This window comes from Streptomyces sp. NPDC047981 (genome assembly GCF_040653315.1).
Classification (GTDB): domain Bacteria; phylum Actinomycetota; class Actinomycetes; order Streptomycetales; family Streptomycetaceae; genus Streptomyces.
This window is the reverse complement of the sequence record NZ_JBEZNQ010000068.1, coordinates 1-20813: the sequence shown is the minus strand read 5'-3', so window position 1 is coordinate 20813 and position 20813 is coordinate 1. Positions and strand designations below refer to the sequence as shown.

Annotated in this window: 23 protein-coding genes; 10 read left to right on the top strand and 13 right to left on the bottom strand. The window is 72.1% G+C overall.

Annotated elements, in window-relative coordinates; all coding sequences use genetic code 11:
* Positions 1 to 21 precede the first annotated feature (21 nt).
* On the top strand, positions 22 to 1155 hold the full coding sequence (locus tag AB0E14_RS30440) for an Mrp/NBP35 family ATP-binding protein (RefSeq protein WP_362425299.1): 1134 nt from the start codon (positions 22 to 24) through the stop codon (positions 1153 to 1155).
* 68 nt (positions 1156 to 1223) lie between these two features.
* Here the strand turns inward: AB0E14_RS30440 and AB0E14_RS30435 are convergent, their stop codons facing one another.
* From AB0E14_RS30435 to sigE, 5 genes are all read right to left on the bottom strand, one after another.
* Positions 1224 to 1850, bottom strand: a complete 627-nt coding sequence (locus tag AB0E14_RS30435; RefSeq protein ID WP_362425296.1) for a hypothetical protein — start codon at positions 1848 to 1850, stop codon at positions 1224 to 1226.
* Between the two features lie 103 nt (positions 1851 to 1953).
* Positions 1954 to 2400, bottom strand: coding sequence for a sec-independent translocase (locus AB0E14_RS30430; RefSeq protein WP_362425293.1), 447 nt, complete (start codon positions 2398 to 2400; stop codon positions 1954 to 1956).
* 89 nt (positions 2401 to 2489) lie between these two features.
* Positions 2490 to 4196 carry a trypsin-like peptidase domain-containing protein gene (locus AB0E14_RS30425; RefSeq protein WP_362425290.1) on the bottom strand — a complete coding sequence of 569 codons (1707 nt, stop codon included), beginning with the start codon at positions 4194 to 4196 and terminating at the stop codon, positions 2490 to 2492.
* Between the two features lie 78 nt (positions 4197 to 4274).
* Complete coding sequence (locus AB0E14_RS30420) at positions 4275 to 5255, bottom strand: zf-HC2 domain-containing protein (RefSeq protein ID WP_362425352.1); 981 nt, start codon at positions 5253 to 5255, stop codon at positions 4275 to 4277.
* A gap of 2 nt (positions 5256 to 5257) precedes the next feature.
* Complete coding sequence (gene sigE, locus AB0E14_RS30415) at positions 5258 to 6016, bottom strand: RNA polymerase sigma factor SigE (protein ID WP_352191173.1); 759 nt, start codon at positions 6014 to 6016, stop codon at positions 5258 to 5260.
* 153 nt (positions 6017 to 6169) lie between these two features.
* On the opposite strand from sigE, the gene AB0E14_RS30410 reads away from it, so the two are divergent.
* Entirely contained in the window at positions 6170 to 6835 is a 666-nt protein-coding gene (locus AB0E14_RS30410; protein ID WP_362425285.1) for a class I SAM-dependent methyltransferase, read from the top strand.
* A 93-nt stretch (positions 6836 to 6928) separates the two neighbouring features.
* Here AB0E14_RS30410 and AB0E14_RS30405 read toward each other — a convergent pair whose 3' ends face one another.
* Entirely contained in the window at positions 6929 to 7096 is a 168-nt protein-coding gene (locus AB0E14_RS30405; protein WP_073809075.1) for a DUF3117 domain-containing protein, read from the bottom strand.
* A gap of 314 nt (positions 7097 to 7410) precedes the next feature.
* Here AB0E14_RS30405 and AB0E14_RS30400 point away from each other — a divergent pair, with 314 nt between their 5' ends.
* From AB0E14_RS30400 to AB0E14_RS30390, 3 genes are all read left to right on the top strand, one after another.
* Positions 7411 to 8214, top strand: a complete 804-nt coding sequence (locus tag AB0E14_RS30400; RefSeq protein WP_362425282.1) for an enoyl-CoA hydratase-related protein — start codon at positions 7411 to 7413, stop codon at positions 8212 to 8214.
* Between the two features lie 123 nt (positions 8215 to 8337).
* Positions 8338 to 9585 carry an FG-GAP-like repeat-containing protein gene (locus AB0E14_RS30395; RefSeq protein ID WP_362425279.1) on the top strand — a complete coding sequence of 416 codons (1248 nt, stop codon included), beginning with the start codon at positions 8338 to 8340 and terminating at the stop codon, positions 9583 to 9585.
* A 31-nt stretch (positions 9586 to 9616) separates the two neighbouring features.
* On the top strand, positions 9617 to 10846 hold the full coding sequence (locus AB0E14_RS30390) for an FG-GAP-like repeat-containing protein (protein WP_362425276.1): 1230 nt from the start codon (positions 9617 to 9619) through the stop codon (positions 10844 to 10846).
* 61 nt (positions 10847 to 10907) lie between these two features.
* Here the strand turns inward: AB0E14_RS30390 and AB0E14_RS30385 are convergent, their stop codons facing one another.
* A complete protein-coding gene (locus AB0E14_RS30385; protein WP_362425273.1) occupies positions 10908 to 11492 on the bottom strand; it encodes a DNA-3-methyladenine glycosylase I in 585 nt (194 codons plus the stop codon).
* Positions 11489 to 11842: a DivIVA domain-containing protein gene (locus AB0E14_RS30380; RefSeq protein ID WP_362425270.1), complete on the bottom strand. Its 354-nt coding sequence runs from the start codon at positions 11840 to 11842 to the stop codon at positions 11489 to 11491. Before AB0E14_RS30380 ends, AB0E14_RS30385 begins: the two co-directional genes overlap by 4 nt.
* 103 nt (positions 11843 to 11945) lie before the next feature.
* On the opposite strand from AB0E14_RS30380, the gene folP reads away from it, so the two are divergent.
* Positions 11946 to 12806 carry a dihydropteroate synthase gene (gene folP / locus AB0E14_RS30375; RefSeq protein ID WP_362425267.1) on the top strand — a complete coding sequence of 287 codons (861 nt, stop codon included), beginning with the start codon at positions 11946 to 11948 and terminating at the stop codon, positions 12804 to 12806.
* A gap of 33 nt (positions 12807 to 12839) precedes the next feature.
* On the opposite strand, the gene AB0E14_RS30370 is transcribed toward folP, so the two are convergent.
* Both AB0E14_RS30370 and dapE read right to left on the bottom strand, forming a co-directional pair.
* Positions 12840 to 13589: a TIGR00730 family Rossman fold protein gene (locus AB0E14_RS30370; protein ID WP_362425263.1), complete on the bottom strand. Its 750-nt coding sequence runs from the start codon at positions 13587 to 13589 to the stop codon at positions 12840 to 12842.
* Between the two features lie 84 nt (positions 13590 to 13673).
* Entirely contained in the window at positions 13674 to 14756 is a 1083-nt protein-coding gene (gene dapE / locus AB0E14_RS30365; protein ID WP_362425260.1) for a succinyl-diaminopimelate desuccinylase, read from the bottom strand.
* A 29-nt stretch (positions 14757 to 14785) separates the two neighbouring features.
* On the opposite strand from dapE, the gene AB0E14_RS30360 reads away from it, so the two are divergent.
* Both AB0E14_RS30360 and AB0E14_RS30355 read left to right on the top strand, forming a co-directional pair.
* On the top strand, positions 14786 to 15760 hold the full coding sequence (locus tag AB0E14_RS30360) for a hypothetical protein (RefSeq protein ID WP_362425257.1): 975 nt from the start codon (positions 14786 to 14788) through the stop codon (positions 15758 to 15760).
* Between the two features lie 309 nt (positions 15761 to 16069).
* The gene (locus AB0E14_RS30355) at positions 16070 to 16504 is read left to right on the top strand and encodes an ATP-binding protein (protein WP_362425254.1); all 435 of its coding nucleotides are present in this window, start codon (positions 16070 to 16072) and stop codon (positions 16502 to 16504) included.
* Positions 16505 to 16636: 132 nt separating this feature from the next.
* On the opposite strand, the gene AB0E14_RS30350 is transcribed toward AB0E14_RS30355, so the two are convergent.
* Both AB0E14_RS30350 and fdxA read right to left on the bottom strand, forming a co-directional pair.
* The gene (locus AB0E14_RS30350; RefSeq protein ID WP_362425251.1) at positions 16637 to 17746 is read right to left on the bottom strand and encodes a bifunctional succinyldiaminopimelate transaminase/glutamate-prephenate aminotransferase; all 1110 of its coding nucleotides are present in this window, start codon (positions 17744 to 17746) and stop codon (positions 16637 to 16639) included.
* Positions 17747 to 17861: 115 nt separating this feature from the next.
* Entirely contained in the window at positions 17862 to 18182 is a 321-nt protein-coding gene (fdxA, locus tag AB0E14_RS30345; protein ID WP_003985062.1) for a ferredoxin, read from the bottom strand.
* Positions 18183 to 18294: 112 nt separating this feature from the next.
* On the opposite strand from fdxA, the gene AB0E14_RS30340 reads away from it, so the two are divergent.
* Together AB0E14_RS30340 and AB0E14_RS30335 are read left to right on the top strand one after the other, a co-directional pair.
* Complete coding sequence (locus tag AB0E14_RS30340) at positions 18295 to 19296, top strand: GNAT family N-acetyltransferase (protein ID WP_362425248.1); 1002 nt, start codon at positions 18295 to 18297, stop codon at positions 19294 to 19296.
* Positions 19293 to 20129: a transglutaminase-like domain-containing protein gene (locus AB0E14_RS30335; RefSeq protein ID WP_362425244.1), complete on the top strand. Its 837-nt coding sequence runs from the start codon at positions 19293 to 19295 to the stop codon at positions 20127 to 20129. The genes AB0E14_RS30340 and AB0E14_RS30335 overlap by 4 nt, the downstream gene beginning before the upstream one ends.
* Positions 20130 to 20150: 21 nt before the next feature.
* Here AB0E14_RS30335 and AB0E14_RS30330 read toward each other — a convergent pair whose 3' ends face one another.
* Positions 20151 to 20765 (bottom strand): TetR/AcrR family transcriptional regulator, encoded by a 615-nt coding sequence (locus AB0E14_RS30330; RefSeq protein ID WP_362425241.1) that lies wholly within the window; start codon positions 20763 to 20765, stop codon positions 20151 to 20153.
* Positions 20766 to 20813 lie beyond the last annotated feature (48 nt).

Below are 20813 nucleotides of genomic sequence, written 5' to 3'. Positions count from 1 at the left end.
TCGGCGCCGTACCATCTCCATATGGCTACGGAAGACGCGGTGCGCGAAGCACTGGCGACGGTGAACGACCCCGAGATCAACAAACCGATCACCGATCTCGGCATGGTGAAGTCGGTGGAGATCGGGACCGACGGCAGGGTCGCCGTCACGGTCTACCTCACCGTCTCCGGCTGCCCGATGCGCGACACGATCACGCAGCGCGTCACGGACGCGGTCGCCCGGGTGGAGGGTGTCACCGGCGTCGACGTCACGCTGGACGTGATGAGCGACGAGCAGCGCAAGGAGCTGGCCTCGGCCCTGCGGGGCACGACGGCCGAGCGCGAGGTCCCGTTCGCCAAGCCCGGCTCGCTGACCCGGGTGTACGCGGTCGCCTCCGGCAAGGGTGGCGTCGGCAAGTCCTCCGTGACCGTCAACCTGGCGGCGGCGATGGCCGCCGACGGCCTGAAGGTCGGTGTCGTCGACGCCGACATCTACGGGCACTCGGTCCCCCGCATGCTGGGCGCGGACGGCCGTCCGACCCAGGTCGAGAACATGATCATGCCGCCGTCGGCGAACGGTGTGAAGGTCATCTCCATCGGTATGTTCACCCCGGGCAACGCCCCGGTGGTCTGGCGCGGCCCGATGCTCCACCGCGCGCTGCAGCAGTTCCTCGCGGACGTGTACTGGGGAGACCTGGACGTCCTGCTGCTCGACCTGCCCCCGGGCACGGGCGACATCGCGATCTCGGTGGCGCAGCTCGTGCCGAACGCCGAGATCCTCGTCGTGACGACCCCGCAGCAGGCGGCGGCCGAGGTCGCCGAGCGGGCCGGCTCGATCGCCGTGCAGACGCACCAGAAGATCGTCGGCGTCGTCGAGAACATGTCGGGCCTGCCGTGCCCGCACTGCGACGAGATGGTCGACGTGTTCGGCACGGGCGGCGGCCAGAAGGTCGCCGAGGGCCTGACGAAGACCACGGGCGCGACGGTCCCGGTCCTCGGCTCCATCCCGATCGACGTGCGGCTGCGCGAGGGCGGCGACGAGGGCAAGCCGGTCGTCATCACCGACCCGGACTCCCCCGCGGGCTCGGCCCTCCGCGCGATCGCCGGCAAGCTCGGCGGCCGCCAGCGCGGCCTCTCGGGCATGAGCCTCGGCATCACCCCGCGCAACAAGTTCTGAGACCGTACGACGAAGGGGCACCCCGGCCGGGGTGCCCCTTCGTCGTGGTCCGCGTGACGCGCCGGCGGTCAGGCGTACGCGCCCAGGTCCTGGACCCCGGCGAAGCCCAGACCGTACGCGCTCATGCCCCGCCCGTACGCGCCGATGTGCACGGCGCCCGCGGAGCCGGCCAGGACCCAGCCGAACTCGGACTCGCGGTAGTGGAACGGCATCGGCACGCCGTCCACGGGGAGCGACAGCGTCGACCACTCCGGGCCGTTCAGGTCGTCCGCCAGCTCGAACGCGGTCTCCGTCTGCTGGTCCAGCCAGTCGTCCCGCAGCGCGTGGTCCAGCTGGGCGGGCCAGGTGTACGCCAGGAGCCCGGAGCCGGCCAGCCAGGCCGCGGAGGAGACCGTGGTGGCGTCCAGGACGCCCGTACCGTCACCACTCCTGCGCACGGGGCTCGCCGCGACCGTCACGACGACGGCGAAGCGCTCCTTCTCCGCGCCGCTCGCGTCGGACTTTATCGACGGCTCGTCCCCGTGCCCCATCGACCCGTGCTGGACGGTGCCGTCCGCCGCCGTGCCGACCTGCATCAGCCAGCGCGCCCCGGTGAACGCGTCGTCAAGTCCGTACCAGGTGAAGGGTGCACGCAGATAGCCTTCGGCCGTGCGCCGGGCTGCGGGCACTCCCTCCACCCGACTCGTCGTCTCCATCTCGGCCGCCTCCTCGATCCGTCGTGTCCGCGACGGCGGACAACAGATGGAGGATAGCCACCGGCTCGTGCCGGGGTGTGTCAGCCCAGGTGGCCGGGTGTGGTCAGGTCGCGTCCGAGTCGTACGGCGGGCGCTCGTCGGCGGCCGGCTTGTCCTGCTTCTTCAGCAGGTCGGGCGAACCGTTGACGGCCGCCGGGACCGAGGCGGGAGCCGGCTCCGGCTCGCGGCCGTTGACCGCGTCCGCGACCTCGTTCATCTCCTTCTTGAGGTCGAAGGTGCTGCGCAGCTCCTTCAGCTCCTTCAGGTCCTCGTTCCCGTCCAGCTGCTTGCGCAGGAAGGTCTTGGGGTTGAGGTCCTCGAACTCGAAGTCCTTGAACTCCGGTCCCAGCTCGGTACGGATGTCCTGCTTGGCGCTCTCGGAGAACTCGCGGATCTTGCGGATGAAACGCGAGGCGTCCTGGATGACCTTCGGCAGCTTGTCCGGGCCGAAGATGAGCACGGCGAGGACCACGAGCGTCACGAGCTCGAGTATGCCGATGTCGTTGAACACCTTGGCTGCTCCTTACACGGGTCCGGGCCCGTCCACGGTACCCGCCGAAACAGCCGGGCGGGTACCTTGCGGTGTCTCCCAGATGGCGCTCAGTCGCTCTGCGAGGAACCGAGCGTCAATGTCTTGGTCTGTTCCTTGCCGTCGCGCTTGAGCGTCAGCTCCAGTTGGTCGCCGGGGCGGTGGGCGCGGATCTTCACGATCAGCTCCTCTCCGCTGTGCACACGCTGGCCGTCGACCTTGGTGATCACGTCGCCGGGCCGGATACCGGCCTTGGCCGCCGGGCCGCCCGGGGTGACCGAGGCGGTGCCGTCCTTGCCCTTCTCGCCGACCCGGGCGCCGTCGCCGTTGAACTGCATGTCGAGGCTCACACCGATCACGGGGTGGGTGGCCTTGCCGGTGTTGATCAGCTCTTCGGCGACCCGCTTGCCCTGGTTGATCGGGATGGCGAAGCCGAGGCCGATGGAGCCGGACTGACCGCCGCCCTCCCCGCTCGAACCGTCACCGGCGGCGCGGATCGCGCTGTTGATGCCGATGACCCGGGCCTTGGAGTCGACCAGCGGACCGCCCGAATTGCCGGGGTTTATCGGGGCGTCGGTCTGGAGGGCGTCGACATAGCTGACGTCGCTGCCGTCCCCCTTCTCGCCGCCCGCCGTGATCGGGCGCTCCTTGGCGCTGATGATGCCGGAGGTGACGGTGTTCTGGAGGTCGAAGGGGGCGCCGATGGCGACGACCGGGTCGCCGACGCGGACGTTGTCCGAGTTGCCGAGCGGCAGCGGCTTGAGGCCCGAGACGCCGGTGACCTTGACGACCGCGAGGTCGTAGCCGCTGTCCTTGCCGACGAGCTTGGCGCTCGCGGTCTCGCCGCTGCTGAAGGTGACGCTGATGTCGCCCGAGGAGGCGGCCGCGTCGACCACGTGGTTGTTGGTCAGGATGTGGCCCTGGGTGTCCAGGACGAAGCCCGTGCCGGTGCCGGAGGAACCGGCGCCGCTGACGTGCAGGGTGACGACGCTCGGCAGGGCGCTGGCGGCGATCCCGGCGACGCTCTCGGGGGCCCGGTCGGAGTCCTCGACGTCCGCCTGGGGCAGCTCGACGGTGGTGATGCCGCCGTTGCGCTCCACGTACGCGCCGATGGCGCCGCCGACGATGCCGGTGATCAGCGCGAAGATCAGTGCCCCCACGAGCGCGAGCCCGCGACGGGAGCGGCGGGGCTCGACGAGCGGCTCCGTCCCGACGCTCAGCGGCGCGGCGGGCGCACCGGGCGAGCCCCAGGGGTCGTACTGCACCCACGGCGCGGGCTGCGGCGCGACCGGCTGCGGGACGGGGGCGGCCGGCTGCGGTGCGGTCGGCGGGGCGACGGCGTGCGGCGGCACGGCCTGGGGCGGTACGGGCTGTGGCGGCACGGCCTGCGGCGGTACGGGGACGCCGTGGGCCGGGGTCGCCACCGGTCGCTGGACGGGCGGCGCGGGCGCCCAGGGCCCGGGTTCACCGTAGGGCGGGGTCCGGTACTCGTCCGGCTCGTGCAGCGGCTGGGCCTGCGGCTGCGGCTGCGGCTGCGGCTGCGGGGGCACCTGATCCTGCGGCTCGCCCGGCGCCTCGGCCTCCGCCTGCTGCGGTACGGACGCGGGCGCCGGGGTGGACGGCGCGTCCGGGATGGACGGCGCCTCCGGTGTCGCGGGGGCGGCGAGGGTGAAGTCACCCTCGTCCGCGGCCTGCGGTTCCGGTATCGCCGCCGGCGGCGTACTCGTCGGCCGACTCCACCACTTCGGCTTCTGGCCGGTCGGCTTCCCGTCGTTCATGCTCTCCCCGCAACAGCTCACCTGTCCGCGCCGGCCTCACGGCAGGCGCCCGTGCCCAGGATTCAACCAGGTCCGGGCTCAGCGGTGGGAGGTGAGCGGCGTCGTCGTCGGGTTGGCGTCCACGAGCGGGGCCGGGGACGGCGTGGCCACCGGGCCGCTCAGCGGGGCGTACCCGCTCGTGAAGGCCAGGCGCAGCGCCGGGCCCGTGGGCCTGACGAACGGGGAGAGCTCGAAGACGGACTGGCTGGATGTGCCCTGGAGCCGGAGGGAGACGTCGTGGGCCGGCGTGCCCGGGACCAGGGGTCCGGCCGAGACCGTGCCGGTGGTCGAGCCGACGCCGATCGGGCTCGCCGAGGAGCCGATGGCCGTGCGCTCCTCCGTACGCCCGCCTCGCCCGAAGGTCGCCCCGGCGCTCGTCGCCGTGCCCGTACCGGACCCGGTGCCCGTCCCGGTGACCGAGCCCGTGCCGGGGCCCGCGCCGGCGGACCGGAGCGGGGTGACGTTCGAACCCGTGCCCTCGCCGCGCGCGCCGACGTTCACCGTCGTCTCCAGCGGCAGGGCGCCGCCGAGTGCTATCGCGGCGAACGAGACCGCGCTGGCGGCGGCGATGCCGAAGCGCCGGCTCCGCCAGGACGAGCGGTCGCTCTCGGGCCGCCCGACGGCGTGGATGCGGAAGCCGGAGTGGTGGGGGGAGACCGGTGCGGCCGTAGCGAAGCCGTCCGACCTCACTCCGCCGATGCCTCCTCCGACGCCGCTGCCCCCGCCGAGGGCGAAGAGCTCGTCGAAGGGTCCGCGTCTGTCGTCACCCCCCGGTTCGCCAGGGCCCCCGGGCAACCCCTGGAGGCGTGCGAGGAGCCCTTCGGAGGGCGGTGGCGGGGCGGTGGAGGCGAAGACGCTCTTCACCCGACGCTGGGCGTCGGCCTCCGCCTTGCATTTGGCACAGGTCGCGAGATGCGCGAGTACCCGCTCGCGGGCGTCGTGGCCGAGTTCCCCGTCGACCAGCGCGGCGAGTCGGTCCCCGAGGTGCTGCTCCGCGGGGGTCGGGCCGGCAGGACTGATGCTCACGCCGTTCCGCCCTCCCAGCCGACGGTGGCGAGCGCGCGCTCCGCCCGGGCCTCGGGGGAACGGTGCTTGAGCGCCTTGCGCAGGTGCGAGCGGCCCCGGTGGATACGGCTGCGGACCGTACCGAGCTTCACGCCGAGCGTGGCGGCGATCTCCTCGTACGAAAGACCCTCGATGTCGCAGAGCACGACCGCGGCCCGGAACTCGGGAGCGAGGGTGTCGAGGGCCTGCTGCACGTCCGCGTCGAAGTGCGTGTCGTTGAACGCCTGCTGCGGCGAGGGCTCGCGGCTGGGCAGCCGCTCGGCCGCGTCGTCGCCGAGCGCGTCGAACCGGATCCGCTGCTTGCGGCGGACCATGTCCAGGAAGAGGTTGGTGGTGATGCGGTGCAGCCAGCCCTCGAAGGTGCCCGGCGTGTACGTCGACAGCGACCGGAAGACACGGACGAAGACCTCCTGCGTGAGGTCCTCGGCGTCGTGCTGGTTTCCGGTCAGCCGGTACGCGAGGCGGTAGACCCGGCCGCTGTGCGTGCTGACGATCTCCTCCCAGGTGGGCGGAGTCCACGCCTGCGATTCCGCATCCGATGCGAAGGTCGCGGTGGTGGGAGCGGAGTCGGCGGTGTGGATTCGGTCAGCGGTGTCGGTCACGGATTTCGGCTCACCCGCCGACCTGAGAAGACGCCGAAGCACTCCTCCCCGGTCCACAGGCGCAGCCGCACCTCCCCTGTCGGCTCTGGTGGTGTCCAGTGGAGCCCCTACCATAGCCACCTCGCCCGTTAGCTCCGGATAAGAATCTTTACGCGAATTTGGGGACCGGGTCTTCCTTCTTCCCCCGGTACCTCTCAGCCGCGTTCCTCCCCCTGTGAACGCGCGGTCCCATCTGCGGGTTCCCGGGCGCAGCGGATACAGTCACCGTTGCGCCAACTACGGGGACAGGAGAGGGCCATTACCGCCAACCGGCCGACGAGCTGGGCGTTCGCCGACGCCTTTGTCGCCGAGGACGAAGCGCTGCGCTGGGCCCGTGAGCGGGCCCGGGAGGCAGGGCTGCCCTCGGTGTCACCGGGCACGGGCGCCGCGCTGCGCCTGCTGGCCGCGACGGCGGACGCGAAAGCGGTGGCCGAAATCGGTACGGGCACGGGCGTGTCCGGGATCTATCTGCTGCAGGGCATGAGGCCGGACGGGGTCCTGACCACCGTGGACCCGGAACCGGAGCGCCAGCAGTTCGCGAAGGCGGCGTTCCGGGCGGCGGGCTTCGCCGCGAACCGGGCGCGATTCATCCCCGGCCGCGCCCTTGACGTACTGCCCCGGCTGGCGGACGGCGGGTACGACCTCGTGTTCTGCGACGGCGACCGGCTGGAGAGCCTGGACTGTCTCGCTGAATCGTTGCGCCTGCTGCGACCGGGGGGTCTGGTCTGCTTCGAGGGCGTCTTCGCGGACGGCCGCACGGTCGACTCGGCGGCCCAGCCGGCGGAGGTGCTGCGGATACGCGAGCTGCTGCGGGCGGTCCGGGAGAGCCAGGAGCTGCTGCCCTCGCTGCTGCCGGTGGGCGACGGCCTGCTGTGCGCCGTGCGCCGCGGCTGACGCCCCACGCCCGCCCCCTCCCCCCGATACACCCCTGCCCCGGCGCGGTGGGTACCGTGCCGGGGCAGGGGCGGACAATCCTGGCTTGTCGCGTCAGCCGACTACCTGCTTCAGGGCGTCGCCGAGGGCCTGGGCCTCGTCCGGGGTCAGCTCGACGACAAGCCGACCGCCGCCTTCGAGCGGAACGCGCATGACAATGCCCCGCCCCTCCTTGGTCACCTCGAGCGGGCCGTCGCCCGTCCGCGGCTTCATGGCCGCCATGCTCGTTCCCCTTCCTGAAACCAGCTCTTCGTCAGCCGACGGCCCCTGATCGGGAGCACACGTCACCGGCATCGAACACATTGCTTCCAGGTCATTATCCCGCATCACAGGACCCGATGACCAACATCGGACTGCATCGCTTGCGCAACGCGCTTCCGCAAAACCGCACATTTCGGCGATCGGCCTGCGATACTTCGCCGCCATCGCTCCGCCACCGCACCTCGACTCTTTGACGCAGGTCACATGTGCGGGGTGGGTGATCTCCGCCATGCTGGGGCGAGTCAGGGACCCCGAAGACGCGAAGGGAAGCCGCGATGGCCGACACCGTGCTGTACGAAGTGACCGACGGACTCGCCACGATCACGCTCAACCGGCCCGAGGCCATGAACGCGATGAACGTCGAGGCGAAGCTCGCCCTGCGGGACGCCGTCGAGGCGGCGGGCGCGGACACGGCCGTACGGGCGGTTCTGCTCACGGCGGCGGGCGACCGGGCGTTCTGCGTGGGCCAGGACCTGAAGGAGCACGTGGGTCTGCTGCTCCAGGACAAGGAGACCGGCTCGCAGGCGACCATGAACACGGTCCGGGACCACTACAACCCGATCGTCAGGGCGCTGACCGGCATGAAGAAGCCGGTGGTCGCGGGCGTGAACGGGGTCGCGGCGGGGGCGGGCTTCGGCTTCGCGCTGGCGGCGGACTACCGGGTGGTCGCGGAGACCGCCGCGTTCAACACCTCCTTCGCCGGTGTGGCACTCACCGCGGACTCCGGCATGTCCTGGACGCTGCCCCGGCTGATCGGCGCGAGCCGCGCCTCCGACCTGCTGCTCTTCCCGCGCTCGATCAGCGCGCAGGAGGCGTACGAGCTGGGCATCGTCAACAGGCTGGTCCCGGCCGCCGACCTCGCCGCGGAGGCCCTGAAGGTCGCCCGCACCCTGGCCGAGGGCCCGACGGTGGCGTACGCGGCCCTGAAGGAGTCCCTGGCGTACGGCGCCGACCACTCGCTCGCGGAGGCCCTGGAGAAGGAGGACGAGCTGCAGACGGCGGCGGGCGCGTCCGAGGACCACACGATCGCGGTCCAGGCCTTCCTGGCCAAGGAGAAGCCGAAGTACGTGGGCCGCTGAGCCCTCGCCGGAACCCCCGGGGAACCCGGTCGAGCGGGTGGTGCGCGCCTCTATATGATCCGCACATCACTCGTTCACCTCGAGTGCTCCACATGTTCTTCACGCACATACCTGGGGGGTTCCGTGCGTCTCCTCTCCGCGTCGCGATCCGTTCGCGGCGCTCTTACGGCTGCCCTGGCGTTCGGCCTGTCGGCGACGGCCCTCGCCGTGCCGGCGCAGGCCGCCGACGGCTGGGACCGGTGCCCGTCGGGCAAGGTCTGCGTCTTCAGCCAGCCGCTCTACCAGGGCGACATGCTCGTCGTCAGCAAGCCCATGTACTCCCTCGGGGCCTGGGACAACCGTGTCCGCTCCTTCGTGAACTACAGCTCGGACGCGGTCTGCTTCTATCCGCAGCCCGGCTTCGCTCCCGAAGGGTCCGTGCACTTCTACACCTCGGAGTCCTTCGACGAGAGCGCGTATCCCCAGCTCGACCGCGCGGCCAGCTCGATCGACGTCGGGCCGGAGGCGGACGACTTCTGCGGGGCCGAGAGCCGGCTCCCGAGCTGGTACGGCGACACCGGTCCCAAGCTGCGGCCCGCCCCCTCGACGGCGCTCGGCGCGTTCGGCGACATCAACGGCGACCAGTACGGCGACCTGCTCACCCGTGACGCGGTCGGCGGGCTGTGGTCCACCCACGCCTGGGAGAGCACGGGCACCACGCAGCGCATCGGCGGCGGCTGGCACACCATGACCAAGCTGACCCGGCACGGCGACCACAACGGCGACGGCACCGAGGACCTCCTCGCCCGCGACACGGCCGGCGTCCTGTGGTTCTACCCGGGCACCGGCAAGGGCCTGTTCAAGTCCCCCCTCAAGATCGGCGCGGGCTGGAACACCATGCGGGACATCGCCGCCGCGGGCGACCTGACCGGAGACGGCAAGGCCGACCTGCTCGCGGCGGACACCGCCGGGGTCCTGTGGACGTACCCCGGCAACGGCAAGGGCTGGTTCGGCGCCCGGCAGAAGGTCGGGGCCGGCTGGAACGTCATGAACGAACTCGTCGGCGCGGGCGACATGAACTCCGACCGGCGGGCCGACCTGGTGGCCCGCGACACGGCCGGCAAGCTCTGGCTCTACCCGGGCAACGGCCGCGGCGCGTTCGGCGCCCGCAAGCTCATCGGCACCGGCGGCTGGAACGGGCTGCGCGAACTCGCCGGCCTGGGCGACCTCACCGGCGACGGCCGGCCCGACCTGGTCGCGCACGGCCCGGGCACCGAGCCCTGGGACCGCACCACCCCGATCTACCTCCGGGTCTACCCCGGCAAGGCGGACGGCAGCCTCGCGGCCCCGAAGACGTTCGCCCAGCTCCGCTCCTCCCACTTCGTCTTCTGACCTCACCCCTCCTTCGAAGGGAGTCCGATCCATGGTCGGAACCTCTCGGCCCCGCCGCGCCCTCGTCGCGGCCCTGGCCACCGTGGCCTCGCTGGCCGGCCTCGTCGGCACGGCGCCGAGCGCCGCGGCCAGCTCGGCCCGCTGCCCGGCGGGCAAGCTCTGCCTCTTCCAGTACCCGGACTTCAAGGGCGAGATGAAGATCATCTCGTCCAGTCAGGCGACCATGGGCACCTGGAACGACAGGACCTCGTCGCTCGTCAACAACTCCTCGCTGTACGCGAGCGCCCACACGGGCCCCAACTACTCGGGCAACGACTCGCTGCACATCAGTCCGCACGACGGCGCTTACAGCTTCGGCGGCGGCGCGTTCGACGGAGTGTTCGACAACACGATCAGCTCGATCCGGGTCGCCACCACCAGCCACGAGCTCTCCTACGGTGTCCCCTGGATGGACTGGCTGGCGCCCAGCGCCCGCCCCGAGCCCACCCCGGTGACCAACTTCGGCGACCTGGACAACAACTGGGTCCCCGACCTCCTCCACCGAGGGGAGGACGGCCGGCTCTGGTTCCTGCCCGGTGACCGGCCCCGGGGCAGCATGGAGATGCCGAAGGGGCGGCTGATCGGCGGCGGCTGGAACACGATGACCCAGCTCGTCCGGCACGGCGACTACAACGGTGACGGCAACGAGGACGTCTTCGCGCGGGACAAGGCCGGCGTGCTCTGGCTCTACCCCGGCAACGGCGCGGGCGCGTTCAAGACCCGTGCCAAGATCGGCGCGGGCTGGAACACCATGCGGGAGATCGCCGCGGTCGGCGACATCACCGGCGACGGCCGACGGGACCTGGTCGCCCGGGACACGGCCGGTGTGCTCTGGACGTACCCGGGCAACGGCAAGGGCTGGTTCGGCGCCCGGCAGAAGGTCGGGGCCGGCTGGAACGTCATGAACCGGCTGGTGGCGCCGGGCGACATGAACGGGGACGGCAGGGCCGACCTGCTCGCCCGTGACGGCTCGCGCGCGCTGTGGCTCTACCCGGGCAACGGGAAGGGCGCGTTCGGCGCCCGCACCAAGCTGCCGTACGCCTGGCCCTCGACCGAGCAGGTGCTGAGCGTCGGGGACGTGACCGGGGACGGCCTGTCCGACGTCATGCGGACGATCAACTTCTGGGACCTGCACGTCGACGCCGGCAACGGCCGGGGCGGCATCGGCGCCCCGACCTACCAGACGCCGTTCGACGCCTCGGACGGCGCGCACGTCTTCTGACGGATGTCCGGCGACCGGCGCACGCAGGCCGGCGCACGCGTCTCGTGGCCCGGGGCCGCCCCTAGCGGGCGCCCCGGGCCACGCAGTTCTTCAGGTGGTCGTCGACCAGGCCGCAGGCCTGCATGAGGGCGTAGGCCGTCGTCGGGCCGATGAAGCGGAGGCCGCGCTTCTTCAGGGCCTTGGAGAGGGCCGTCGACTCGTCGGTCACGGCCGGGACGTCGGCGACCGTCAGAGGTGCCGGGCGCGTCGCCGTGTCCGGGGCGTACGACCAGATCAGGGCGTCCAGCTCACCGGGCGCCCACGCGGCGAGCACCTTGGCGTTGGCCATGGTCGCGTCGATCTTCGCGCGGTTGCGGATGATGCCCTCGTCCGCGAGGAGCCGCTCCCGGTCGGCCTCGTCGAAGCGGGCGACCGAGGCGATCCCGAAGTCGGCGAAGGCCCTGCGGAACCCTTCGCGGCGGCGCAGGATCGTGATCCACGACAGGCCGGACTGGAAGGCCTCCAGGCACAGCCGCTCGAACAGCGCGTCGTCCCCGTGGACCGGGCGGCCCCACTCCTCGTCGTGGTACGCCACGTAGTCCTCGGTCGAGAGGCCCCAGGGGCAGCGGAGCCGCCCGTCGGGGCCGGGGACCGCCTCGCCGGTCATCGCTCCGGCCCTTCGTCCTTGCGCAGGGAGGGACCTGCCGAGGGGCCACGTCCGCCGTGGCCACCCGCGAGCGCGGCCTCCAGCTCCGCGATCCGCGCGTCCCGCTCCGCGAGTTCGGCGCCGAGGCGCCCGAGGACGTCGTCCACGTCCGCCATCCGGTAGCCGCGCGCCGTCACCGGCAGCCGGAGCGCCTCGATGTCCTCGCGGTCGACCGGGCGGGCCCGCGGCAGCGGGTCCACCAGCTGCTCGGGCGCCACCTCGGGCAGCACCTCGCTGTCGCCCCCGCCGATCACCGCGAGGGTGACTGCGGCGACGACCACGACCATCGCGATCAGCAAAAACCAGAACACCAGCGCGCCTCTCCCCGGAGTGGAAATCGTCCCGTGCCGATCGTGCCATGCGCCACTGACAGTTAGGGTCGCAGGCGAACGGACGCGAGGGAGGACAAAAGGGATGCTGCGCTTGGGACGGCGTGAATTCGGGCCGCACGAGCCGGTGATCATGGCGATCGTGAACCGGACCCCGGATTCCTTCTACGACCAGGGCGCCACCTTCCGCGACGAGCCCGCCCTCGCCCGCGTCGAGGAGGCGGTCGCCGAGGGCGCCGCCATCATCGACATCGGCGGCGTCAAGGCGGGCCCCGGCGAGGAGGTCACGGCCGAGGAGGAGGCCCGGCGCACGGTCGGCTTCGTCGCGGAGGTACGACGCCGGCACCCGGACGTCGTCATCAGCGTCGACACCTGGCGCGCGGACGTCGGCGAGGCGGTCTGCGAGGCCGGCGCGGACGTCCTCAACGACGCGTGGGGCGGGGTCGACCCCCGGCTCGCGGAGGTCGCCGCCCGGTACGGCGCCGGTCTCGTCTGCACCCACGCGGGCGGCGCCGAGCCGAGGACCCGGCCGCACCGGATCGCGTACGAGGACGTCATGGCCGACATCCTGCGGGTCACCGTGGGCCTGGCCGAGCGGGCCGTCGAGCTGGGCGTGCGACGCGACGGGATCATGATCGACCCGGGCCACGACTTCGGGAAGAACACCCGCCACAGCCTGGAGGCGACCCGGCGGCTCGGGGAGATGACGGAGACGGGCTGGCCCGTCCTGGTGTCCCTGTCCAACAAGGACTTCGTGGGCGAGACGCTCGACAGGCCGGTCAAGGAGCGGGTGCTCGGGACGCTGGCGACGACGGCGGTGTCGGCGTGGCTCGGCGCGCAGGTGTACCGGGTGCACGAGGTCGCGGAGACGCGGCAGGTGCTGGACATGGTGGCGTCGATCGCGGGCCACCGTGAGCCCGCCGTGGCTCGGCGAGGGCTGGCGTAGGCGCGGGGCGCCGGTGCGCCCCGCGCCCGGCGCCTACCGGCCCGTCTCCTTGGTCACGAGGGCGACCGCCTCGTCCACGTCGTCCGTCACGTGGAAGAGGAGCAGGTCCCGCTCCGAGGCCTTGCCGCCCGCGACCACCGAGTCGCGGAGCCAGTCGACGAGGCCCTTCCAGTACTCCGTACCGAAGAGCACGATCGGGAAGCGGGTCACCTTGCGCGTCTGGACCAGGGTGAGCGCCTCGAAGAGTTCGTCCAGGGTGCCGAGGCCGCCGGGCAGCACGACGAACCCTTGCGCATACTTCACAAACATCGTTTTCCGGACAAAGAAGTACCGGAAGTTCACGCCGATGTCGACGTGCGGGTTGAGCCCCTGCTCGAAGGGGAGCTCGATGCCGAGGCCGACCGAGATGCCCTTGGCCTCCCGTGCCCCCTTGTTCGCCGCCTCCATCGCGCCCGGGCCGCCGCCCGTGATGACCGCGAAGCCTGCCTCCACCAGCGCGTGACCGAGCCGGACACCCGCTTCGTACTCCGGCGAGTCCGGCTTGGTGCGCGCCGAGCCGAAGACGCTGATCGCGCTCGGCAGTTCGGCGAGGGCGCCGAAGCCCTCCACGAACTCGGACTGGATGCGCATGACCCGCCACGGGTCGGTGTGCACCCACTCCGAGTCGCCCTCGGTGTCCAGCAGACGCTGATCCGTGGTGCCCGGCTGGACCTGCTCCCGGCGCCTCAACACCGGTCCCAGCCGCTGCTCCTCCGGCTTCGACGCTCCCTCGGGGATACCCATGGCCTGCTCCCTCCACCGATCCACTGATCTTCTGATTCGGTCAGGGTAGGTCCACAGACGTGACAAAAAGCAGAATTTCGGCTGTCAGGCAGTGAGCCAGTCGCGGAGCCTCGCCTCGCAGTGAACGATCCGTTCCACGACGACGTGCTCGTCGATCTTGTGCGCGTAGATCGGGTCGCCGGGACCGTAGTTGACCGCGGGGACGCCCAGCGCGCTGAAGCGGGCCACGTCGGTCCAGCCGAACTTGGGGTGGGCGGTGCCGCCGACGGCCTTCATGAACGCCTCGGCCGCCGGGTGGGAGAGGCCGGGCAGGGCGCCTCCGCTGTGGTCGTCGACGACGAACTCGGCGACGCCGCAGTCGGCGAAGACCTCGCGCACGTGCGCCTCGGCCTCGGCCGGGCTGAGGTCGGGGGCGTAGCGGTAGTTGACGACGACCGTGCAGGCGTCGGGGATGACGTTGTTGGCGACGCCGCCCTCGATCCGTACGGCGTTGAGGCCCTCGTGGTACTCCAGGCCGTCGATGACCGGCCTGCGCGGCTCGTACGCGGCGAGGCGCGCGAGGATGGGGGCGGCCGCGTGGATGGCGTTGGAGCCCATCCAGGAGCGCGCGGAGTGGGCTCGCTCGCCCTCCGTGCACAGGAAGACGCGCAGCGTGCCCTGGCAGCCGCCCTCGACCTCGGCGTTGGAGCCTTCGAGCAGGACCGCGAAGTCGCCCTCCAGCCAGTCCGGGTGGGCCTCGGCGACCTTCCCGAGCCCGTTGAGGTGGGCGGCGACCTCCTCCTGGTCGTAGAAGACGAAGGTGAGGTCACGGTTGGGCGCGGGAACGGTCGCGGCGATCCGGAGCTGGACGGCCACGCCCGACTTCATGTCCGAGGTGCCACAGCCCCAGAGGATGCCGTCCTCGTCGAGCCGCGAGGGCACGTTGTCCGCGATGGGGACGGTGTCGATGTGGCCGGCGAGGACGACCCGCTCCTCGCGCCCGAGGTTCGTCCGGGCGACGACGTTGTTGCCGAACCGGTCCACGGTGAGGTGCGGCAGGGTCCGCAGGGCCTGCTCGATCGCGTCGGCGAGCGGCTTCTCCGTTCCGCTGACCGAGGGGAAGTCGACGAGCCAGGCGGTGAGCGCGGGGCCGTCGAGCGTGAGGTCCAAGGGAGCGTTGTCAGCCATGTGCCGACCCTAACGCGGCCTCCAGTACGGTGGGCCCCGTGTCCACGCCGAGCAGTTCCCCCCGAACCCGCCGCACCGGCCGTCTCACCAGGTACACGGCCGCCTTCGTCGTGCTCTGCGGCCTGGCCGGCTATGTGGCCGTGCACCATGTGACGGGCTCCAAGGGCGCGCCCATGTGCACGGTGGGCAGTGGCGAGAACACGTACGAGTTCACTCCTGACCAGGCGGCGAACGCGGCCACCATCTCGGCGGTGGGCACCACGCGCCGGATGCCGGAGCGGGCCGTCCAGATCGCCCTGGCGACGGCGATCCAGGAGTCCGGGCTGCGGAACATCGAGCACGGCGACCGGGACTCGCTCGGCCTGTTCCAGCAGCGCCCGTCGATGGGCTGGGGAACGCCGGAGCAGATCATGGACCCGGTGTACTCCTCGGGGAAGTTCTACGAGGGTCTGGCGAAGGTTCCGGGGTACTCGCGGCTGCCGTTGACGGTGGCGGCGCAGAAGGTGCAGAAGAGCGGCTTCCCGCAGGCGTACGCGAAGCACGAGCCGGACGCGGGGCTGCTCGCCGCCGCGTTGACGGGCCGCTCGGCGGCCGCCCTGAACTGCACGACGAGCCCGGCGGAGACGAAGCGGCCGGGCGACCCGGCGCAGGTACGGGCGGAGCTGGTCCGGGCCTTCGGCAAGAAGGCCGCCCCGAAGGCGACGGCGGGGGAGAACGGCGGTGCGGGCCCGAGCGCCGGCCGGAACGCCGGCGGCGCGGACGCGAAGTCCGCCGCCGCTCCCGCCGTGCTCTCGGTCCCCGTCCTCGCGACCTCGGGCACGGGCGCCCAGCGCGGCTGGGAGCTGGCCCACTGGGCGGTGGCACGCGCGGACGACCTGCGGATCGCGGAGGTGTCGTACGGGGGCATGGTCTGGCGGGCGACCGACACCAAGGGCACGTGGAACCGAGCGAGGACACCGGACGGAACAGCGGCGGACGCCGTCCGCATCCGGATGCAGCCGTAGAGGTAGCCGGGGCTGAGGTCGTAGCCGGGGCCGGGGTCGTACGGGCGTCGTGCGTGCGTGCGGGGTGTCACCCGACCGGGTATTCGCCGACCCGCGCCGCGCACCCACCCCTCCGAACCCGCACTGCCCTTGTGCCACAAGGGCAGTGACGGTTCAGCACGGCTTGGATCTTCTGCGCGTTCGTCCGCTTTCCTCCCCACCCGATAATGCGATCCATCGCACGGGCTTTACCTTCGAACGCCGAAACCTCCCCCTCCCCCGCCTCGGTTGAGCACGGCGTCAGAACGTCCTCTCCGTCGAAGGAGCACCATGTCCCTCCCCCTGACCCGTCGGATCGCCCGCGCCGCCCTCCTCGTCGCGGCCGGAGCAGCCCCCGTGGTCGGTGCGGCCGGCTCCGCGAGCGCCCTGGACCACAGCATCGCGCCCACCGGCGCGCTCTCCGGCATCAGCTCGCTGGACACCGCCGGGGTCGGCAGCACGGTCGACGGCGCCTCGCAGACCGCCACCGGTGCCGTCGGCGAGACCGGCGGCAACGCCGTCGGCAAGGCCGTTCCGGCCGCCGGCAAGACCGTGGGCTCGGCCACCAAGACCGCCACCCCGGCCGCGCAGCAGATCGCCGGCGACACCGCGGGCAACGCGGGCCAGGTCGTGGGCGAGACCGCCCCGTCGGCCGGCGGCCTCGGCGGTGGCCTCCCGACCGGCGGCGGCGTCCCGTCGCTGGGCGGCCTGCCGATCGGCGGCTGATCTCGCGGACACACGCCCGCGGACACACGCCCGCGGACACACGGAAGGGCCCGGGGAGCACACGGCTCCCCGGGCCCTTCCGCGTCAGTTCACGCGAGTCGCGTCACGCGAGCCGCTGCACGCCGGCCGCACTCAGGCCAGGCGCTTCACCGCGGCCTCGACCCGCTCGTCCGTCGCCGTGAAGGCCACACGGACGAACCGCTCCCCCGCCGTCCCGTAGAAGTCGCCGGGCGCGACCAGGATGCCCTTGTCGGCCAGGTACGCCACCGTCTCCCAGCAGGGCTCGTCGCGGGTCGCCCACAGGTAGAGGCTGGCCTCGCTGTGCTCGATGCGGAAGCCGTGCGCCTCGAGCGCCGTGCGCAGCGCCGCGCGCCGGGCCGCGTACCGCTCGCGCTGCTCGGCGACGTGCGCGTCGTCGCCCAGGGCGGCGACCGTGGCGGCCTGCACGGGGGCGGCGGTCATCATGCCGCCGTGCTTGCGGATCTGGAGCAGCTCGCCCAGGACGGCCGCGTCGCCGGCGATGAACGCGGCGCGGTAGCCGGCCAGGTTGGAGCGCTTGGAGAGCGAGTGGACGGCGACGATGCCCTCGTACGTACCGCCGCAGACGTCCGGGTGCAGGACCGAGACCGGGTCGGCCTCCCAGCCCAGCTCCAGGTAGCACTCGTCGGAGAAGACGAGGATGCCGTGCTCGCGCGCCCAGGCCACGATCCGGGTCAGCTCGTCCTTGCCGAGAACCTTGCCGGTGGGGTTGGAGGGCGAGTTGAGCCAGAGCAGCTTGACCCGGGCCGGGTCGAGATCCGTCACCGGGTCGTCGTAGACGACGGGCTCCGCGCCGCAGAGCCGGGCGCCGACCTCGTACGTCGGGTACGCGAGGCGCGGGTAGGCGACCTGGTCGCCGGCGCCGAGGCCGAGCTGGGTCGGCAGCCAGGCGACCAGTTCCTTGGAGCCGACGACCGGCAGCACGTTGCGGTGGCCGACCGCGACCGCGCCGAGGCGCCGCTCGCACCAGCCGGTGAGCGCGTCCCGCAGCTCGGTGGTGCCCCAGACGGTGGGATAACCGGGCGAGTCCGCCGCCGCCACGAGGGCCCGCTGGATCAGCTCAGGGACGGGGTCGACCGGGGTGCCCACGGACAGGTCCACGATGCCGTCCGGGTGGGCGACGGCCGTCTTCTTGTACGGCTCCAGCTTGTCCCAGGGGAAGGCGGGGAGGCGCGAAGAGACTGCGCCCGGGACTGCGCTCACGAGTTGGCTCACTTCCTCATACGTACGGACGCACGGAAAAATCGCGTGGTCGAAACGCGTCGGTCCCGTACAGCGCGCCGGTCGGCGAGGCTGTACGGGACCGAGGACGGTTCGATCAGCCGTTCTGCGGCGGCAGAGCGGCGATGAAGGGGTGGTCGCGCTCGATCAGGCCGAGCTTGGAGGCACCACCGGGCGAACCGAGCTCGTCGAAGAACTCGACGTTCGCCTTGTAGTAGTCCTTCCACTCCTCCGGGGTGTCGTCCTCGTAGAAGATGGCCTCGACCGGGCACACCGGCTCACAAGCACCACAGTCGACGCATTCGTCCGGGTGGATGTACAAGGACCGGGAGCCCTCGTAGATGCAGTCGACGGGGCACTCCTCGATGCATGCCTTGTCCTTGACGTCGACACAAGGCTGCGCGATGACGTAGGTCACGCTGTCGTTCCTCCTCGGTAGGGCTGGTCTGCGCGGGAGCGCGGCGTCGTCGATGCCCGCCCCTAGTATCTCCGTTCTTGGGGACGATCCGAACAGGAGGGGCGGAGAAGCTGTGGAATTCACCGCTGGAGGGCGCCTTGAGGTGCGTATTACCCGCGCTGACGTGGGAAAACGTGTCTCAGTTCGGTATGTGACGGACGCGGGCGATCCGGGCGGGAAATTCACCGACGCGGTCGGAGTTCTCACATCCTGGGATCAGGGTGTGCTCTTGATCACACGCAGGACGGGCGAGGCCGTCCGAATCCCGGATTCCGCCCTGGTCGCGGGCAAGGTCGTGCCCGCCGCCCCGGCCCGCAGGCGTGGCCCCGCCGCCTCCTTCGAGGAACTCGCGCGCGCGATGGCGCGCGGCTGGCCGCCGGTGGAGAGCGAGGCGCTCGGCGCGTGGACGCTGCGGGCCTCGGGCGGATTCACCCGGCGGGCGAACTCGGTGCTGCCGCTCGGCGACCCCGGTCTGCCGCTGGACGAGGCGCTCGCGCGGGTCCGCGAGTGGTACGCGAAGCGGAACCTTCCCCCTTGTATCCAGACGGCGACCGGTGCCGAGGGCACCCAGGAGCTCCTCTGCGCGGAGCTGGAGCGGCACGGCTGGCGCGCGGAGGTCACGGCGGAGGTACGGATCGGGGGCCTCGCCCCGGTCGGTGACCTGGACGCGGACGTCTCGCGGGTGCGGCTCGCGCGGAGCGTGGACGAGGCGTGGCTGCGCCGCTACAACCGGTCCGGCGTGGTCGGGCCCCATGTGCTGAGCGTCCTGTCCGGCGGCCCGAGTGTGTGGTTCGCGTCCGTACCGGGCACGGGAGACATACCGGCGGCGATCGGACGGTGTGTGGTCGACGGCCGCTGGGCCGGGTTCATGGCGGTGGAGGTCGACCCCGAGCAGCGGCGTCGGGGCCTGGCCTCGGCCGTGATGACGGCACTCGCCCGGCGGGCCCTCGACGAGGGCGCGTCGGCCGCCTGGCTCCAGGTCGAGACGGAGAACGACGGGGCCCGGGCGATGTACGAGGGCATGGGCTTCGCGGTCCATCACCACTACCACCACTACCGACCGACGGAGGGGTGAGCGAGGTGACCGGGGTGACCGACTGGCGGCGGGAGTTCGCCGAGGAGGCCCGGGCGCGGCGTCCGGACCTGGCACGGCTCTGCCTGCTGATCGGGGCGGTGGCGGACGACGGCCTGCGCGAGGCCGACCTGGACGCGGCGGAGATCGAGCTCGACCGGCTGGCCGGGGAGCTGCCGTACGGCGTGCGGGACCCGGCGGACTGGGTGGCCGCCCTTGAGCGGGTGCTCGGCGGGCGGTACGGCTTCCAGGGCGTTCCGGCCGACTACCAGCGCCTGGAGTCCTCGCTGCTGCACGAGGTGCTGCGGCGCCGGCGCGGGCTGCCGATCCTGCTCTCCGTCGTCTGGATGGAGGTGGCGCGGCGGGCGGGCGCGCCGGTGTACGGCCTCGGTCTGCCCGGCCACTTCGTGATCGGCTTCGGCGACCCGTCGGCCCAGGTCTTCGCGGACCCCTTCGCGGGCGGCCGGCCGATGACCGGCATGGACGCGGAGCTGCTGGTCGCGGGCGCGACCGGCGAGCCCCTCGAACCGTCGATGCTGCGCCCGACGGACCCGCTGGACATCGTCCTGCGGGTCCTGAACAACATCCGCGCCTGGGCGGCCCCTCGCCCGGAGCGGTCGAGCGTGGCGCTCTGGGCGGTGGAACTGTCCCTCCTCCTCCCCTCCCACCCGGCCCGGCTGCGCTACGAGCACGCGGAGCTGCTGGTGCAGCGCGGCGAGTTCCAGGCGGGGGCGGCGGAGATGGAGGCGTACGCCTCGGTCGTGGCCGCGGTCGAACCGAGCGCGGCGGCGTCGATCCGCAACAAGGCCCAGGCGGCCAGGGCACTGCTGAACTAGCCGCTCGCGCCGCGGCCCCGGTCATGATCCGCCGGACAGGCCCTGGTCGGCCCGGACGGACGCCCAGACGCGGTCCGAGAGGATTCGGGCCGCCTGGTTGAGGTCGATGTCCTCCGGGGTCGCGAGCCAGCGGTGGGCGGCCACCGCGACCGGGCCGACGATCAGGACTTCCAGGAGCGGGCCGGGGAGCGGGGCGATCTCGCCCGCGTCGATCCAGCGCTTGAGGTGCTCGGCGACCCGGGGGAAGTGGTCCGGCTCGGCACCGCGGGCCCGGTCGGCGTCGACGGCCAGGTAGCTGGAGTACGCCGAGCCGTGCAGGTAGCGGGCCACGGCCGGGTTCTCCTGGTTGAAGCGCAGGTACGTCGTCACGAACGCCCGGATGCCGGTGTGGGCGGTCCTGGCCCGGTCGACGGCGCCGAGCGCCGCCGCGTACGTCTGCTGCAGGCAGTGGCCGTACAGGGCCGCCGCGAGACCGTCGAAGCTGCCGAAGTGGTGGTACAGGCTGCCGAGGCTGACCCCGCTCGCCCTCGTCACCGCGTTCACGGTGAACCCGGCCTGCCCGGACGTGGCGAACACCTCCAGTGCCGCGGCCAGGAGGCGTTCGACGGTGGCCTCGCCACGGGACTGCTTTGCCATGGAGGGAGTATAGGTCCGGGTCAAGAACTCGAATATTTTTCTAGAAAC

What these genes read in the sequence shown, in the direction of transcription:
- AB0E14_RS30440 (WP_362425299.1), top strand. Translation starts at nt 22, where the DNA reads ATGGCTACGGAAGACGCGGTGCGCGAAGCACTGGCGACGGTGAACGAC.
- AB0E14_RS30435 (WP_362425296.1), bottom strand. Translation starts at nt 1,850, where the DNA reads ATGGAGACGACGAGTCGGGTGGAGGGAGTGCCCGCAGCCCGGCGCACG.
- AB0E14_RS30425 (WP_362425290.1), bottom strand. Translation starts at nt 4,196, where the DNA reads ATGAACGACGGGAAGCCGACCGGCCAGAAGCCGAAGTGGTGGAGTCGG.
- sigE (WP_352191173.1), bottom strand. Translation starts at nt 6,016, where the DNA reads ATGGTAGGGGCTCCACTGGACACCACCAGAGCCGACAGGGGAGGTGCG.
- AB0E14_RS30405 (WP_073809075.1), bottom strand. Translation starts at nt 7,096, where the DNA reads ATGGCGGCCATGAAGCCGCGGACGGGCGACGGCCCGCTCGAGGTGACC.
- AB0E14_RS30400 (WP_362425282.1), top strand. Translation starts at nt 7,411, where the DNA reads ATGGCCGACACCGTGCTGTACGAAGTGACCGACGGACTCGCCACGATC.
- AB0E14_RS30390 (WP_362425276.1), top strand. Translation starts at nt 9,617, where the DNA reads ATGGTCGGAACCTCTCGGCCCCGCCGCGCCCTCGTCGCGGCCCTGGCC.
- AB0E14_RS30385 (WP_362425273.1), bottom strand. Translation starts at nt 11,492, where the DNA reads ATGACCGGCGAGGCGGTCCCCGGCCCCGACGGGCGGCTCCGCTGCCCC.
- folP (WP_362425267.1), top strand. Translation starts at nt 11,946, where the DNA reads ATGCTGCGCTTGGGACGGCGTGAATTCGGGCCGCACGAGCCGGTGATC.
- AB0E14_RS30370 (WP_362425263.1), bottom strand. Translation starts at nt 13,589, where the DNA reads ATGGGTATCCCCGAGGGAGCGTCGAAGCCGGAGGAGCAGCGGCTGGGA.
- dapE (WP_362425260.1), bottom strand. Translation starts at nt 14,756, where the DNA reads ATGGCTGACAACGCTCCCTTGGACCTCACGCTCGACGGCCCCGCGCTC.
- AB0E14_RS30355 (WP_362425254.1), top strand. Translation starts at nt 16,070, where the DNA reads ATGTCCCTCCCCCTGACCCGTCGGATCGCCCGCGCCGCCCTCCTCGTC.
- AB0E14_RS30330 (WP_362425241.1), bottom strand. Translation starts at nt 20,765, where the DNA reads ATGGCAAAGCAGTCCCGTGGCGAGGCCACCGTCGAACGCCTCCTGGCC.